Source organism: Micromonospora alfalfae (genome assembly GCF_022230925.1).
In the GTDB taxonomy this organism is placed as follows: domain Bacteria; phylum Actinomycetota; class Actinomycetes; order Mycobacteriales; family Micromonosporaceae; genus Micromonospora; species Micromonospora alfalfae.
In genome coordinates this window covers 1-14,500 of sequence record NZ_JAKKFH010000038.1, presented here as the reverse complement: position 1 = coordinate 14,500, position 14,500 = coordinate 1, and the positions used below count along the sequence as shown (strand labels likewise).

Sequence of the window (14,500 nt, the reverse complement as noted above, 5' to 3'; positions counted from 1 at the left end):
GCCCCGGATGCCCCGCTGCGGTGGGACGTCGCCCCCTCTGATCACCCGTTGATGAGCTGAGTCAACGCCCGGCCTGGGACGGTTCAATGCGTTCTCGCGGTACGAGTATCCGCACCAAGGTTGTTGCCCTGCTGCTCTCCCTGGTCGCCCTCTGGATGTTCGCGGCCTGGGTGACCCTGCGGGACGGCTTCAACCTGCTCGGTGTCCAGTTGCTCAACAGCACGGTCTACACGCCGAGTGAGCCGTTGTTGCAGGAGCTCCAGGTGGAGCGGCGGTTGACCCAGGCGTACCTGAGCAACCCCGACGCGGCGCAGCGGACGGCTCTTGAGGCCGAGCAGCGCAAGGCCGCGGAGCTGGCCGCCGACTTCGCCGACTCGGTGCGCAACTGGCAGGTCGACATCGCCGGCAACTCCGCGTTGGACACCCAGCTCGGCTCGACGATCGCTCAGATCAACGCGCTGGAGCAGACCCGCTCGGAGGTGCTGGCCCGCAAGATCGACCGGATCGCCGCCGCCGAGGCGTACACCGGCGCGATCGAGTCGATCTTTCAGATCTACGACGTGACGGGCAGTCTGGACGACAAGCAGATCGCCGGTGAGGCTGCGGCACTGATCCAGCTCAACCGGACGAAGGAGCTGATCTCCCAGGAGGACGCGCTGCTCAGCGGCCTCTTCGGCAACGGCCGGATGAGCGGCGCCGAGTACGCCCGCTACGTCGCGCTGGTCGGCTCGGAGCGGTTCCTCGGTGAGGAGACCCGGGTTCGGCTTGCCGACGCCGACCAGCGCCGCTACCAGCAGCTCGTCGAAGGTGAGGCGTTCACCCGACTGCGCGCCGTGCAGGACAGCATCATCCGTGAGGGCCGGCCCTCGACCCAGCTGCCGATCGGCGCCGAGCAGTGGCGCGGCACGGTCGAGCCGGCGCTGGCCGAGGTGAACGACGCCGTGACCGCCGGCGGTGAGGGCATCGTGGATCGCGCCACCGGCGTGGCCGTGATGGTCGTCGTCCGACTGGTGCTCGCCACCGGTCTGGGCCTGCTCGCCGTCATCGCCTCCGTCGTCGTGTCGATCACCACCGCGCGGAACCTGCTGCGCCAGCTGGACCGGCTGCGGGAGGCCGCCTGGCAGCTCGCCGACGAGCGGCTGCCCCGGGTGGTGGAACGGCTCGGGCGCGGCGAGGAGGTCGACGTGGCCACCGAAGCGCCCCCGCTGGAGTTCGGCACCGACGAGATCGGCCAGGTCGGCAAGGCGTTCAACGCGGTCCAGGAGACCGCCCTGCGCACCGCCGTCGAGCAGGCCGACCTGCGTCGCAACGTCCGCGAGGTCTTCCTGAGCCTGGCCCGACGCACGCAGGCGCTCGTCCACCGCCAGCTCACCCTGCTCGACGCGATGGAGCGGCGCGAGCACGACGCGGAGGAGTTGGAGGACCTGTTCCGGGTCGACCACCTGGCCACCCGGATGCGGCGCAACGCGGAAAACCTGATCGTGCTCTCCGGCTCCACCCCCGGTCGGGCCTGGCGGCGCAACGTCCCCATGGTCGACGTGGTGCGCGGCGCCGTGGCCGAGGTGGAGGACTACACCCGGGTCAACGTGCTGCCGCTCGGGCCGGTCTCGCTCGCCGGCCGCGCGGTCGGCGACGTCATCCACCTGCTCGCCGAGCTGATCGAGAACGGCCTGTCGTTCTCCCCGCCACACACGACCGTCGAGGTCCGCGGCCAACTGGTCTCCAACGGGTTCGCCATCGAGATCGAGGACCGGGGCCTCGGCATGAGCGAGGAGGACCTGGCCGCGGCGAACCACCGGATCGTCGACCAGTCCGAGCTGAACCTCGCCAACGCCGCCCGACTCGGGCTCTACGTGGTGAGCCGGCTGACCGAACGGCACGGCGTGCGGGTTCGGCTCAAGGAGTCCGCGTACGGCGGCACCACAGCTGTCGTGCTGATCCCGTTGGAGCTGGTCACCGAGGCCGACACCTCCCCGGAGGACTCCGGCTCCTTCCGGACCGGCTCGGCCATCCCGATGCCGCCGGCGCCCGCCACTGACAGCGGCCGTCCGGCGTCCCTCGCGCCGGTCGCGCTCGCCGCACCGACGGCCACCGTGCTGGAGGTGGCGGTGACCTCGGCGGCGCCGATGCCGGCCGACACCACCGCGCCGACGACGGACGAGGAGGCCGAGGTGGACACCGTTCTCCCCACCCGACAGCGGACCACCCCGGCAACCGGCACCCCCGACCTGCCCACCCGCGCCCGGCGCGGGCCGGCGCAGCCAGCCCTGGAAGCCCCGACCGTGCCCACCGGCCTGCCCGCCGTCGACCGCAGCCGCACGGAGACCCCCGACGGAGAGCCGGCCCCGGCCGGCGACGGTGGCCCGATGCCGGCACGGGCCGAGGCGGAGCGGACCGACTCCGGTCTGCCCGTCCGGGTCCGACAGGCGAACATCGTTCCCGAGTTGCGAGACGACCCGGCGGTATCCGAAACCGACGACGAGGATGTGGTGCGCCCACCGGAGCAGGTTCGCCGGATGATGAGTTCCTACCAGACCGGCACCCGGCGTGGGCGGACCGACGCGGCTCGGCTGCTCGGCGGCGCCTCCGGCGCCCCGGCGGCGACGCCGTCCGAGCCGACCGACGAGGATCCACAAGCGACCTGACCGAGCACCGACGACGCGGGTTTCCGCGCGGTGTGACGGTCGAGCCCCAGACGAACAACGGCGCACAGCCGGGCGAGAAGAGGACGACGAAGTGACCCAGAAGACGGCTTCGAGCGCCGACCTGACGTGGTTGCTGGATGACCTGGTGGGCCGGGTGAAGCAGGCCGAGCACGCGGTCGCGCTCTCCACCGACGGCCTCTTGATGGCCTCCTCCCAGGGGTTGAGCCGGGACGACGGCGAGCACCTCGCAGCGATGGCGGCCGGCATCCAGAGCCTCGCCCGAGGCGCCGGTAAGCGTTTCGGTGGTGGGCAGGTGCAGCAGACCATCATCGAGATGCAGTCGTCGTTCCTGTTCGTCACGGCGGCCGGCCGCAACGCCTGCCTGGCGGTACTGGCCAGCGAGGACGCCGACGTCGGCCTGATCGCCTACGAGATGGCGATGCTGGTCACCCGTGTCGGCAAGTACGTCGCATCGCCCTCGCGCGGCGCTGATCAGCAGGTCGGCGAGAGGTAGCGGCGATGACGGTCCAGGGGGAGTCCGCAGACCATCAGTGGGTGGATGACCACGCGGGTCCGGTGGTGCGTCCGTATGCGGTGACGCGTGGTCGGGCCCGCCCGGTCACCGGCACATTCGACCTGATCTCCCTGGTCACGGCCACCCGAGCCGAGGTCACGCCCGAGGTCGGTCTCGGTCCCGAGCATTTGGCGATCGTCGGGCTGTGCCAACGCATACAGTCCGTCGCCGAGATCGCCGCCCATCTCGACCTGCCGGTGGGCACCATCCGGGTGCTCCTCGGTGATCTGGCGGCCCGCAGCCTGGTGCAGGTCCGCGAGCCGCAGACCACGGCCGGTCTTCCCGACAACAGCATCTTCGAGGCGGTAATCAATGGACTACGGGCACTCTGACCGGCCGGCGGGAGCGACGCCACTGCCCACCGCGATCAAGATCCTGGTCGCGGGCGGCTTCGGCGTGGGCAAGACGACGATGGTTGGCGCGGTCAGCGAGACCCGGCCGTTGCGCACCGAAGAGGTGCTGACGGAGTCGGGCGTCGGCATCGACGACCTGTCCGGGGTGGAGGGCAAGACCACCACCACGGTGGCCATGGACTTCGGCCGGATCACCATCAGCGACGACCTGGTGCTGTACCTGTTCGGTACGCCGGGGCAGGACCGGTTCTGGTTCGTCTGGGACGAGCTGGCGTTGGGCGCGATCGGCGCTGTGGTGCTGGCCGACACCCGTCGGCTCGCCGACTGCTTCCCCTCGATCGACTACTTTGAGGGTCGGGGCACGCCCTTCGTGGTGGCGGTGAACTGCTTCCAGGGCGCTCGGTCGTACCGCCTGGACGAGGTGCAGGCCGCGCTGAACCTGGACCCGGGTGTGCCGGTGCTGCTCTGCGACGCCCGGCAGCGTGAGTCCAGCAAGGAGGTGCTCGTCACGCTGATGGAGCACGCCATGAAGACCCGCGAGGCCCGCCGCCGCGCCGCCAGCGGAGACTGACCGAAGTTTTTCGGGGGAGGGTGTCCGGAACGCTGTCGGCCGATCGTCATGCTGGTGATACCCCGAGAGACCAGGGAGCGACCAGATGAAGTACATGATGTTCGTGTGCAACGACGCTGAGCCGGACACCGACCCCACCGAGCTGCCCGACATCCACAAGTGGGTGGCGGAGAACGACTCGCGTGGCCGCCGCCTGACCGGCGACGCGCTGGCGCCGACCAGCGCGGCCACCACCGTTCGTGTTCGCGACGGTGAACTGCTCGTCTCCGAGGGCCCGTTCGCGGAGACCGCCGAGGTGATCGTGGGCTTCGACCTGCTCGACTGCGCCGACCTGGACGAGGCGATCGAGGTGGCCCGCACCCACCCGATGGCCCGCGAGGGGCGACTGGAACTGCGTCCGTTCGCGGCCCTGTCCGACTGACCGAGTTGTCGACGTCGCAGCGCCGGCCGGTGCGCACTCCGGCACCGGCTGGCGCGGTGGCGGCGGAGGCCGTCGCGGTCGCCAGCGTCGAGGCGTACCCCCGGATCGTCGCGACACTGATCCGGGTGACCGGGGACTGGGCGTTGGCCGAGGACTGCGCCCAGGAGTCGTTGACCGTCGCGTTGGAGCGTTGGCCCACCGACGGTGTGCCGGCAAACCCGGGCGGCTGGCTCATGACGGTGGCGCGCAACCGGGCGATCGACGTGCTGCGCCGGGCTACTGTGGAGCGGCGAAAGCTGCACGACCTGGCGTTGCTCACGCCGGACGAGGCGCATCCCGAGCCCGAGGTGGGGCAGGACGTGGTGGACGACCGGCTGCGTCTCATCTTCACCTGCTGCCATCCGGCGCTGGCGATCGAAGCCCGGGTGGCGTTGACGTTGCGAACGGTCTGCGGCGTGCCGACCTCCGACATCGCGCGCCTGCTGCTGGTCAGCGAGTCGACGATGACCCGCCGGTTGACCCGGGCGCGCACCCGCATCGCCCAGGCCGGCATCCCGTACCGGGTGCCGAGCGGGCCGGCGCTGACCGAGCGGCTGCCCGGCGTCCTCGCCGTGCTGTACCTGCTGTTCACCCGGGGTTACGTCGCCGACGGCGAACCGGCGTTCGCCGACGAGGCGGTCCGGCTGGCCCGGCTGCTCGGCCGGCTGATGCCCGACCAGTCCGAAGTCGCCGCGTTGCTCGCACTGGTGCTGTTCCAACACTCCCGTCGGGACGCCCGCCGTGACGCTGCCGGCAACCTGCTCACCCTGGAGCGGCAGGACCGCGACAGGTGGGACCGCGCCGCCATCGCCGAGGCCCTGGTCGCCCTCGATCGGGTACGCCACGACGGGCCGTACGCGTGGCAGGCCCGGATCGCCGCCTGCCACGCCACCGCCGCCTCGGCCGACGAGACCGACTGGCCGACGATCGCGCGGGCCTACGACGCGCTCGCCGACCTCCGCCCCTCACCGGTGATCGCGCTCAACCGTGCTGTCGCGCACGGGTACGCGTACGGGCCGGACGCCGGGTTGGTGGTGCTCGACGCGGCGCGCGCCGACGGCGGGCTGGACGGCCATCCGCTGGCCGTGGCGGTGCAGGCCGATCTGGTGGCCCGGCAGGGCGACCGGCTGCGCGCGGCAGGACTGTTCCGGGAGGCGGCGGCAGCGGTGGGCTCAACCGCCGAGCGCCGTGCGCTGCTCGACCGGGCCGACGAGCTCGCACCCTAGACGCTCGGGTTGGCTCTCGTGCGTCATGGTCCGGCCGTGCCGGCGACGCCGGTCGGCCAGGAAAGAGCGGGCAGGGTGAATCTTGGATAGTTTCCGTTACCAGTTAACGGAAACTGTCCAAGATCTCAGCTTTCGAGGGTGACGCGGCTGGGTCATGCCGGGACCTCGCAGAGGTTCAGCCGCGCTTGGCCAACACCAGGAACCGGGCCCAGGCCGTCGGGTCGAAGGCGAGCGTCGGACCGGCCGGATCCTTGGAGTCGCGTACGCCGATGACGCCGGGGAGGTTGGCGGCCACCTCGACACAGTCGCCGCCGTTGTTGCCACTCCTGCTGCTCTTGCGCCACCGAGCGCCGGTCAGATCCATGATGCTGCCGCTTCTCTGATGAGTTTGAGGGACTGCGCACGGGACAGTGCTCCGTCGCGAATGCGTTCCCACCGTCGATCCAGGGTAGCAACGTCGGCTGCCTTGTCGATGAGCTGCGCCTGCGCCTGGCTGTCGACGTGCGCGACCCGCGCCCCGTCCGGCATCTCGGCCACTGTGAACGGCCCACCCAGGCCCGGGTACATGCCGACGTCGGCGGGCACGACGAAGAGCGACACGTTCGGCAGCGCGGCCTGCTCGGCAAGCCGCTCGCACTGCTCCCGCATCATGGCCCGGTCACCGTCGAGGGTGCGCCGGAGGATTGCCTCGTCGAGGACCGCGACGAGCAGCGGCGGACGCTCCCGCCGCAGGACGGACTGCCGGCTCAGCCGCGCCTCGGCGAGATCGTCGGCCTCGGCCGGCGTCAGCGCCTCGCCGCCCAGCGTCGCCAGCGCGTACGCCTTGGTCTGAAGAAGCCCCGGTATCCACGCGAGCTGGAACGATCGCAGTGACAGCGCCTCACGCTCGATCTCGGCCCAGGGGCGGAACCAGGCCGGCGTCCGGCGCTTGAGCGCTTCCGGCCACAGCTCGTCGACGTTTCGTCCGAGCAGCTCGGCGACCCGGGCGCGATGACGCGTCTGCGGAATTCGTCCCGTGCTCGCCCACTTCGCCGCCGTCTTCGGATCGACACCGATCTGAGCAGCGAGACTGTCCGCAGTGTGGCCCTTCTCGACCATGGCCGCCTGCACGGCTCGATTCATCTCAGGCCCCTCCAGAACGTTCCAGACGTCAGAAGGAGATACTTCTACGCGGTGTGATCGCTTGGCAACCCTCGGCAGGGTGCTGTGTAGACAGCGTCGAAGAGGGAGCACCGGATGCCCGAGGACAGGTCCTGCAACCGCCCACATCAGCCGGACAATCGACCGGCTCGGCCCTCCTCACCCCGGATGGTCAACACCGGCCCGACCGGGCCACCACACCCTCCGTACCGTGGCCCCGGTCGCGCACCGGACGTCGTACCCGAATCACGCTGGCGGCCCCGGTGCGGCCCGCCGGTCGCGCACACCGCCGACGGCCCGCTCTGGACGTGCGACGCCTGCGGTCGGGACTGGCCCTGCCCGACGCTGCGAGCGACCCCGACGGACGCCGCCCGCCGCGCGACCCTGATCCCCGAGTTCTCCCGGATCACCCGCCGGGCGATCCGCGACCTGCGTGGTCAGCCGGGTGGCCCCGATCCGGTCGCCATCGTCCGCCGTTTCCTGTGGTTCCTGCCGCTCACCGACGAGGAGGCCCGCGCTGTCGCGTTGCGGCTGCGCTGAGCGAGAGCCCCGCGGGGTTCCTGAGCTGGCCGTACCACTTGTTTGCCCTTTGCTCTGCTTCAACGGAAGCAACGGCAGAGGACTGTCAGTGTTGCGCCGAGTGAAGCAGAGCAAAGGGCCCGAAACAGCAAGTCGGGGCACGGGAACGATCTGCGCTCCACTCGCTCGGTCTGTTGGCTTGAGAGCGAGCGTCCGCCGGCAGAGACGTGGAAGGGCCGCTCCCCGCAAGCGCGGGAAGCGGCCCTTCCAGGCGTTCGGTACGTCAGTTGGCGATCATGCGGCGCAGCACGTACTGCAGGATGCCGCCGTGCCGGTAGTAGTCCGCCTCACCGGGGGTGTCGATCCGCACCACGGCGTCGAACTCCACGCCGGTGTCGGTGCTGACCTGCACAGTGCGGGGGACCTCACCGTCGTTCAGGGCGGTCACCCCGGTGATGGTGAACGTCTCCGTGCCGGTCAGGCCGAGCGACTCGGCGGTGACGTCCACCGGGAACTGGAGCGGCAGCACGCCCATCCCGATCAGGTTGGAGCGGTGGATCCGCTCGTACGACTCGGCGATGACCGCCCGGACGCCCAGCAGCATGGTGCCCTTGGCCGCCCAGTCCCGCGACGAGCCCGAGCCGTACTCCTTGCCGGCCAGCACGACCAGCGGGATGCCGGCCTCCTGGTAGGCGACGGAGGCGTCGAAGATCGAGGTCTGCTCGCCGGTGAGGTGGTTGACGGTGAAGCCGCCCTCCACCCCCGGGACCAACTGGTTGCGCAGCCGGATGTTGGCGAAGGTGCCCCGGATCATCACCTCGTGGTTACCCCGGCGGGAACCGTACGAGTTGAACTCGTGGCGCGGCACGCCATGCTCGGCCAGGTACGTGCCGGCCGGGGAGTCCGCCTTGATCGCGCCGGCCGGCGAGATGTGGTCGGTGGTCACCGAGTCACCCAGCTTGGCCAGCACCCGGGCAGCGGAGATGTCGACGACCGGGCTCGGCTCCTGCTGCATGCCCTCGAAGTACGGGGGCTTGCGCACGTAGGTGGAGTCGTTCTCCCAGGCGAAGGTGTCGCCGGTCGGGGTCGGCAGCGACTGCCACCGCTCGTCGCCGGCGAAGACATCGGCGTACGCGGCGCTGAACCCGGTGGCGCCGATCGCCTGGGCGATGACGTCCTGGATCTCGGCGCTGTTCGGCCAGATCTCGCGCAGGTAGACCGGGTTGCCCTCGGAGTCCTCACCGATCGGCTCGTTGGCCAGGTCGATGTCCATGGTGCCGGCCAGGGCGTAGGCGACCACCAGCGGCGGCGACGCCAGGTAGTTCATCTTGACGTCCGGGTTGATCCGGCCCTCGAAGTTCCGGTTGCCGGAGAGCACCGAAACCACCGACAGGTCGTGCTCGTTGACCGCGGCCGACACCTCCTCGGGCAGCGGGCCCGAGTTGCCGATGCAGGTGGTGCAGCCGTAGCCGACCAGGTTGAAGCCGAGCTTGTCCAGGTACGGCGTGAGGCCGGCCCGCTCGTAGTAGTCCATGACGACCTTCGACCCGGGCGCCAGTGTGGTCTTCACCCACGGCTTGCGGGTCAGGCCCTTCTCCACAGCGTTGCGGGCCAGCAGCGCGGCACCGATCATCACCTGCGGGTTGGACGTGTTGGTGCAGGAGGTGATCGCGGCGATCACCACGGCACCGTGGTCCAGCTCGTACTCGACGCCGTCCGCGCCGGTGACCCGGACCGGGTTGCTGGCCCGGCCACCCGCGCCGACAGCAGCGGTCTCCAGGTCACGCGGCTCGTCGGCCGGGTCGCTGAACTCGTTGGCCGGCGGGTCGCTGGCCGGGAACGACTCGGCACTGGCCTCGTCGGCCGGGCCGTTCGCGCCACGCGGCAGCTCCTCGCGAGGAACACCCGGCTTGAGGTCGCGCTCGCCGACGGAGTCGTCGGCCACGTAGTCGGTCAACGCGGAGCGGAACAGCGTCTTCGCAGCACCCAGCGGCACCCGGTCCTGCGGGCGCTTCGGGCCGGCGAGCGACGGCTCGATGGAGCCGAGGTCCAGCTCCAGGCGCTCGGAGTAGTCCGGCTCGGCATCCGGGTCGTGCCAGAGGCCCTGCTCCTTGGCGTACGCCTCGACGAGCGCGACCTGCGCCGCGTCACGGCCGGTCAGCTCCAGGTAGCGAATCGTCTCCGCGTCGATCGGGAAGATCGCCACGGTGGAGCCGTACTCCGGGGACATGTTGCCGATGGTGGCCCGGTTGGCCAGCGGCACGGCACCAACGCCGGGGCCGTAGAACTCGACGAACTTGCCGACCACACCGTGCTTGCGCAGCATCTCGGTGATGGTCAGCACCAGGTCGGTGGCGGTGGTGCCGGCCGGCATCTCACCGGAAAGCTTGAAGCCCACCACCCGGGGGATCAGCATGCTGACCGGCTGGCCGAGCATCGCGGCCTCGGCCTCGATGCCGCCGACGCCCCAGCCCAGCACGCCCAGGCCGTTGACCATCGTGGTGTGCGAGTCGGTGCCGACCACCGTGTCCGGGTACGCCTGGCCGCCCCGCTCCATGATGGTGCGGGCCAGGTACTCGATGTTGACCTGGTGCACGATGCCGGTGCCCGGCGGGACGACCTTGAACTCGTTGAACGCGGTCTGACCCCAGCGCAGGAACTGGTAGCGCTCCTTGTTGCGCTCGTACTCCAGCTCGACGTTGCGGGCGAACGCGTCCTCGCGCCCGAACAGGTCGGCGATGACGGAGTGATCGATGACCAGCTCGGCCGGGGCGAGGGGGTTGACCTTGCTGGCGTCGCCGCCCAGGTCACGTACTGCCTCGCGCATCGTGGCCAGGTCGACCACGCAGGGCACGCCGGTGAAGTCCTGCATCAGGACCCGCGCCGGGGTGAACTGGATCTCCACGCTCGGGGCGGCGGTGGAGTCCCACCCGCCGAGCTGGCGGATGTGGTCGGCGGTGATGTTCGCGCCGTCCTCGGTCCGCAGCAGGTTCTCCAGCAGGATCTTCAGGCTGTACGGCAACCGGGCGTGGCCGTCCACCTTGTCGATCTTGAAAATCTCGTAGCTCGCGTCTCCGACGCGTAGCTGGGTCTTCGCACCGAAGGTGTCGAGGCTCGCCACGTCGTACTCCTTCACACCAGCGACCGTGAGTAGTCCTGAGCAGTCTGTCGCACCGGTCGGGGTGCCGCCGAGGTTAGGTGACACTTACCGCCGATTCCGCTTCCAACAAAACCGTACGTCCGTCTTGCTATCTGCGCAACCTGGCGTCACGGGTTGGGTGGCCAACGACCGCGCCGCGTCGTCGCGGTCGGCGGGGTAGGGTCGGGGCCGATTCGGAAGGGGTGCCGAGTGATCGACGTTCAGCACTGGCTCTCGGCGCTGCCTCCGGGCGTGATCTACCTGATCGTCGCCGGCGTGATCGGCGTGGAAAGCATGGGCGTCCCGCTGCCCGGCGAAATCGTCCTGGTCAGCTCCGCCCTGCTCGCCGCCACCGGAGTGGTGGAGCCGGAGTGGGTGGCCAGCGCGGCGGCGTTCGGCGCCATCGTCGGCGACTCCGTCGGGTACGCCATCGGCCGACGCGGCGGCCGTCCGCTACTCGCCCGGCTGGGCAGACGGTTCCCCAAGCACCTGGGCCCGGCGCAACTCGCCCGCGCCGAACAGAGCTTCGCGCGGCACGGCGTCTGGGCGGTCTTCTTCGGCCGATTCGTGGCACTGCTGAGGATCCTGGCCGGGCCGCTCGCCGGGGCGCTGCACGTGCCGTACCGCCGCTTCCTGGTGGCCAACGCCGCCGGCGGGTTGGTCTGGGCCTTCGGCACGACGTACCTGCTCTACTCCGTTGGCCGGGCGGCCGAACACTGGCTGAAGGACATCTCCTGGGTGGGCCTGGTCCTCGCGGTCCTCGCCGGGCTCGGCAGCACCTGGTGGCTGCGCCGACGCGCCCACCGCGTCGAGTCGGCCGACGGTGCCTCCAGCGCGGCTGCGGTCGAGGTGGCTTCCCCGTCTGCCGTGGTGGCGTCCGGCGGTCAGTCTGTTGCGGTGGCTTCGGGCGATCAGTCCGCTGCGGTGACCCCCGGCGTTGGGCCGATCCGCGCTGGCGAGCACTGACCTGGACATGCTGAAGGGCCGGACCCTGTGGGGGTCCGGCCCTTCGTCGTGTGCGTGTGTGTGTGGGTGTCAGCTGGTGGCGTAGCCGCGGGTGGCGATCCAGTCGGCGAGGTGTTCGACGCTGATCTGGTAGGCGGCCTGGTTGGGGTCGGCGGAGTCGGCGATGGTGACGGTGGTGCCGTTGTCGTGGTAGCCGACGACGCTGATGTAGTGCCCGCCCTCGTAGGAGTGGCTCACACCGTCGGTGTCGGTGCTGGTGCCGGCGATGTTGGCGACCACGGCCCTACCGTCGTCAACGGTGCGGACGATGTCGGCGCGCAGCGTGTCGGTCTGCTTGGCGTCAGCGTCGGGGGTGCTGATCTCCACGGACCGGTAGGCGTCGTTCTTACCGGTTTCCTTGTTCAGGACGGGGGTGATGTCGTTGATGGAGTTGGTGCCGGCCTCGGTGGTGCCCATTTCCTTGGCCATGTCGTCGACGTTGATGTTCTTACCCTGCACACTCAGGGCGTTACGGGTGGCGGCGGGCCCGCAGTAGTAGAAGTTCGGCTGGGCTTCGTAGCGAACGCCCAGTTCCCGCTCACCGTGGCTGCCCTTGCGGTCGGTCTGGGTCTGCGTGGCCGGCTTGGTGGTGGGTGCGGCGAAGGCGGTGGTGACGGGGCCGGCGATGGTGCCTGCGGTGAAGGCGAGGCCGGCGGCGGTCAGAGTGGTCTTACGGATCAGATCGGTACGCATGATGGCGTGCTCCTCTGCATCGGGGGTGTGCCCGCACCACCTCGGGGGGTGGTTGGTGGTGCGGGGGAAGTTCTTGCCCGGCGACCCGCAACGAGGGGGTCGGCGTCGGGACAGGGTGTAACCGTTCGCGGCGGCAGGTCATTCCTGCCCGGGGGGGTCGGCCGTTGTGGTGCTCGGCCGTGCGGGGGATGTAACCGAGGCGGCCTGGCGGGTGTTCCCGGCGGCTGTCATGCCCGGCCGTTGTGGGGCTTGGCCGTTGAGGTGCTCGGCTGTGCGGGGGATGTAACCGAGGCGGCCGGCCGGGTGTTCCCGGCGGGGCCGGCGGACCTTGAGCCGGGCTGTTGCGGTGGTCTGCCAGGTATAACGACCCGGCCCGGCCCACGATTCCGCCACGGGGGTGCCCCCGACCACCCGACACCAACGATCAAACCCGACAAACCACCGACCCTGTCGGCCCGGCGAACCCCGACACGGCGCCCACACGACGTGATCCACTCGGGTTCACGGAAAACGCGGTGTCCCGGCGCCCGGGACGCCCCGACTTCATGAAACGCGAGTGGATCACGCCCGTCTGCACCGTTCGCGCGCCCCGGACGGGCCCGACCCAGAGGCACGGCGTCGGGCGGCCTGCCCGATTTGTCATGGCTGCGTCCTTCGGTCGGCGGCTCACCCGGCTCCCCGTCCGATGGGACACCGTTCAGGCGTCCCGGCGGCGCAGTTGCCATGCAGCGAGCCCGAGCACGATCACTGTGTAGAGGCAGAACAAGGCGAACCCGGTCCATGGGCCGAATGCGAGGGGTCCTGGTGGACAGAGCTGACGGCTGCGCCGGCCGGCGTCGGCAGATACCGGTACGCCGAGGAGATTCTGGGGGTCGTCGCCGCGGCCCACGACGAGGCCACCGCCGCGCTGGCCGAACTGCGTGACTTCGTTCGCGGCGGGAACGGGACGAGCAGCGGGTACGTCAGCGCGTAGCCACGGCGGCGGGACGCGCAGCCAGTCGGCAGCCGACAGGCCGCCGCCGGAGAAGAACCACAGCACCACCCGCTCGGGGTCGACCCGCGGATCGGCGCGGACCTGCTCGACCATCGCGGCGATGTCGTCGGCTGCGACCGGCAGCGCCGACAGGTCGGACACCTGGTAGCTGACCAGCGCGGTGACCACTCCGCTCGCGGCGAGCAGCGCACCGTAGCCGCGGTACAGCAACCAGTCGCGGGGATCGGCCGCGTCGGGTGGCAGGGAGCGCCGTGCACCACCACGACGGCGGGCGCGGGACCGGTGTGGGTGGGCAGGTGCAGGTCGACGTTGCCGTGTCGTTCGACCGGCGCGGCCGGGATGGACAGGACGAAGGGCCGTTGTGCGACGGGCGTTGTCCTGGCCTGATCGTACCGATCATCGACCTGCCGGCTGCCCCGCCATGATCTACAGAGGACTACGGGTCAGGTCGGGTCGCCGGGTTTCGCGGCATCGCTGGCCTGGGCATGCCGCTCCAGCAGCCGCTGCCGGATCTCCTCTGGGGTGTACGCGCGCCGACGCCGTTCGGCCCGCGCGATGACCACACCGGAGGCCGCGACGCCGGCGAGCCCGGCCAGCCCGAGAACCTTCCACCACCGCATTCGTTGCCGCATCGGCCTAGGCTAGACCCTCATGAGCATCAGCCTGGATGAGGCCGTCGAGTTGACCCGCACCGGTGACGTGTGGGTGTTCCGAGGTCGCAGCGTGCCGGACCGGGCGATCCAGTTCACCACCAACAGCCCGGTGAACCACGTCGGGATGGCGGTGGTGCTGGACGACATGCCCCCGCTGATGTGGCACGCGGAGTTGGGCAGGTCGTTGCCGGACCTGTGGTCGGGCAGCCACCAACGCGGTGTCCAGCTGCACGACCTGCGGGACGCGGTCTGCGTCTGGGCCAACCGGTACGGCCAACGGGCCTGGCTGCGGCAGCTCGACCCGCCAGCCGACGCGGAGATGGAGCGGGCTGTGCTGCGGACGATCGCGCGGTTGGACGGCACGCCGTTCCCGTCGACCGCCCAGTTGGCGTGGCGCTGGGTGCGGGGTCGGGTGCCGGCGCTGCCGCGCCCGGACCGGCTTCCCGCGCTGCCGCACCTCGGCCGGCTGTCGGCGCTGTCACGCCTCGGTCAGCCGACACCCCGCCCCAACCCGGCCGACCGCGCCAA

Annotated in this window: 15 protein-coding genes; 9 read left to right on the top strand and 6 right to left on the bottom strand. The window is 70.6% G+C overall.

The window, feature by feature from the left end; translation table 11 throughout:
* Positions 1–86 precede the first annotated feature (86 nt).
* From MED01_RS28190 to MED01_RS28165, 6 genes are all read left to right on the top strand, one after another.
* Positions 87–2,645, top strand: coding sequence for a sensor histidine kinase (locus tag MED01_RS28190; RefSeq protein WP_238671542.1), 2,559 nt, complete (start codon positions 87–89; stop codon positions 2,643–2,645).
* A 91-nt stretch (positions 2,646–2,736) separates the two neighbouring features.
* Positions 2,737–3,159, top strand: coding sequence for a roadblock/LC7 domain-containing protein (locus MED01_RS28185; RefSeq protein WP_238671541.1), 423 nt, complete (start codon positions 2,737–2,739; stop codon positions 3,157–3,159).
* 5 nt (positions 3,160–3,164) lie between these two features.
* A complete protein-coding gene (locus MED01_RS28180; RefSeq protein ID WP_030337267.1) occupies positions 3,165–3,551 on the top strand; it encodes a DUF742 domain-containing protein in 387 nt (128 codons plus the stop codon).
* A complete protein-coding gene (locus MED01_RS28175) occupies positions 3,532–4,143 on the top strand; it encodes a GTP-binding protein (RefSeq protein ID WP_238671540.1) in 612 nt (203 codons plus the stop codon). The genes MED01_RS28180 and MED01_RS28175 overlap by 20 nt, the downstream gene beginning before the upstream one ends.
* An 85-nt stretch (positions 4,144–4,228) precedes the next feature.
* Positions 4,229–4,564, top strand: coding sequence for a YciI family protein (locus MED01_RS28170; protein WP_372493736.1), 336 nt, complete (start codon positions 4,229–4,231; stop codon positions 4,562–4,564).
* Between the two features lie 29 nt (positions 4,565–4,593).
* Entirely contained in the window at positions 4,594–5,829 is a 1,236-nt protein-coding gene (locus tag MED01_RS28165; protein WP_363890708.1) for an RNA polymerase sigma factor, read from the top strand.
* A gap of 175 nt (positions 5,830–6,004) precedes the next feature.
* On the opposite strand, the gene MED01_RS28160 is transcribed toward MED01_RS28165, so the two are convergent.
* Positions 6,005–6,193: a DUF397 domain-containing protein gene (locus tag MED01_RS28160; protein WP_238671539.1), complete on the bottom strand. Its 189-nt coding sequence runs from the start codon at positions 6,191–6,193 to the stop codon at positions 6,005–6,007.
* Positions 6,184–6,951 carry a DUF5753 domain-containing protein gene (locus tag MED01_RS28155; protein ID WP_238671538.1) on the bottom strand — a complete coding sequence of 256 codons (768 nt, stop codon included), beginning with the start codon at positions 6,949–6,951 and terminating at the stop codon, positions 6,184–6,186. Before MED01_RS28155 ends, MED01_RS28160 begins: the two co-directional genes overlap by 10 nt.
* Positions 6,952–7,065: 114 nt before the next feature.
* Between MED01_RS28155 and MED01_RS28150 the strand changes: the two genes are divergently transcribed.
* Positions 7,066–7,509 (top strand): hypothetical protein, encoded by a 444-nt coding sequence (locus MED01_RS28150; RefSeq protein WP_238671537.1) that lies wholly within the window; start codon positions 7,066–7,068, stop codon positions 7,507–7,509.
* Between the two features lie 262 nt (positions 7,510–7,771).
* On the opposite strand, the gene MED01_RS28145 is transcribed toward MED01_RS28150, so the two are convergent.
* The gene (locus MED01_RS28145; protein WP_238671536.1) at positions 7,772–10,624 is read right to left on the bottom strand and encodes an aconitate hydratase; all 2,853 of its coding nucleotides are present in this window, start codon (positions 10,622–10,624) and stop codon (positions 7,772–7,774) included.
* Between the two features lie 213 nt (positions 10,625–10,837).
* Here MED01_RS28145 and MED01_RS28140 point away from each other — a divergent pair, with 213 nt between their 5' ends.
* Positions 10,838–11,593 (top strand): DedA family protein, encoded by a 756-nt coding sequence (locus MED01_RS28140; RefSeq protein ID WP_238671535.1) that lies wholly within the window; start codon positions 10,838–10,840, stop codon positions 11,591–11,593.
* Positions 11,594–11,662: 69 nt separating this feature from the next.
* On the opposite strand, the gene MED01_RS28135 is transcribed toward MED01_RS28140, so the two are convergent.
* From MED01_RS28135 to MED01_RS28125, 3 genes are all read right to left on the bottom strand, one after another.
* Positions 11,663–12,325: a C39 family peptidase gene (locus MED01_RS28135; RefSeq protein WP_238671534.1), complete on the bottom strand. Its 663-nt coding sequence runs from the start codon at positions 12,323–12,325 to the stop codon at positions 11,663–11,665.
* Between the two features lie 697 nt (positions 12,326–13,022).
* On the bottom strand, positions 13,023–13,529 hold the full coding sequence (locus MED01_RS28130; RefSeq protein WP_238671533.1) for an alpha/beta hydrolase: 507 nt from the start codon (positions 13,527–13,529) through the stop codon (positions 13,023–13,025).
* Between the two features lie 233 nt (positions 13,530–13,762).
* Complete coding sequence (locus MED01_RS28125; protein WP_238671532.1) at positions 13,763–13,951, bottom strand: hypothetical protein; 189 nt, start codon at positions 13,949–13,951, stop codon at positions 13,763–13,765.
* 19 nt (positions 13,952–13,970) lie between these two features.
* Between MED01_RS28125 and MED01_RS28120 the strand changes: the two genes are divergently transcribed.
* Positions 13,971–14,500 (top strand): hypothetical protein (locus MED01_RS28120; RefSeq protein WP_238671531.1); only part of this gene is annotated, 530 nt, incomplete at its 3' end.

Excerpts from the sequence above, each read along its gene's own strand:
- MED01_RS28150 (WP_238671537.1), top strand. The coding sequence starts at position 7,066 with ATGCCCGAGGACAGGTCCTGCAACCGCCCACATCAGCCGGACAATCGA.
- MED01_RS28155 (WP_238671538.1), bottom strand. The coding sequence starts at position 6,951 with ATGAATCGAGCCGTGCAGGCGGCCATGGTCGAGAAGGGCCACACTGCG.
- MED01_RS28125 (WP_238671532.1), bottom strand. The coding sequence starts at position 13,951 with ATGCGGCAACGAATGCGGTGGTGGAAGGTTCTCGGGCTGGCCGGGCTC.
- MED01_RS28170 (WP_372493736.1), top strand. The coding sequence starts at position 4,229 with ATGAAGTACATGATGTTCGTGTGCAACGACGCTGAGCCGGACACCGAC.
- MED01_RS28135 (WP_238671534.1), bottom strand. The coding sequence starts at position 12,325 with ATGCGTACCGATCTGATCCGTAAGACCACTCTGACCGCCGCCGGCCTC.
- MED01_RS28160 (WP_238671539.1), bottom strand. The coding sequence starts at position 6,193 with ATGGATCTGACCGGCGCTCGGTGGCGCAAGAGCAGCAGGAGTGGCAAC.
- MED01_RS28180 (WP_030337267.1), top strand. The coding sequence starts at position 3,165 with ATGACGGTCCAGGGGGAGTCCGCAGACCATCAGTGGGTGGATGACCAC.
- MED01_RS28190 (WP_238671542.1), top strand. The coding sequence starts at position 87 with ATGCGTTCTCGCGGTACGAGTATCCGCACCAAGGTTGTTGCCCTGCTG.
- MED01_RS28175 (WP_238671540.1), top strand. The coding sequence starts at position 3,532 with ATGGACTACGGGCACTCTGACCGGCCGGCGGGAGCGACGCCACTGCCC.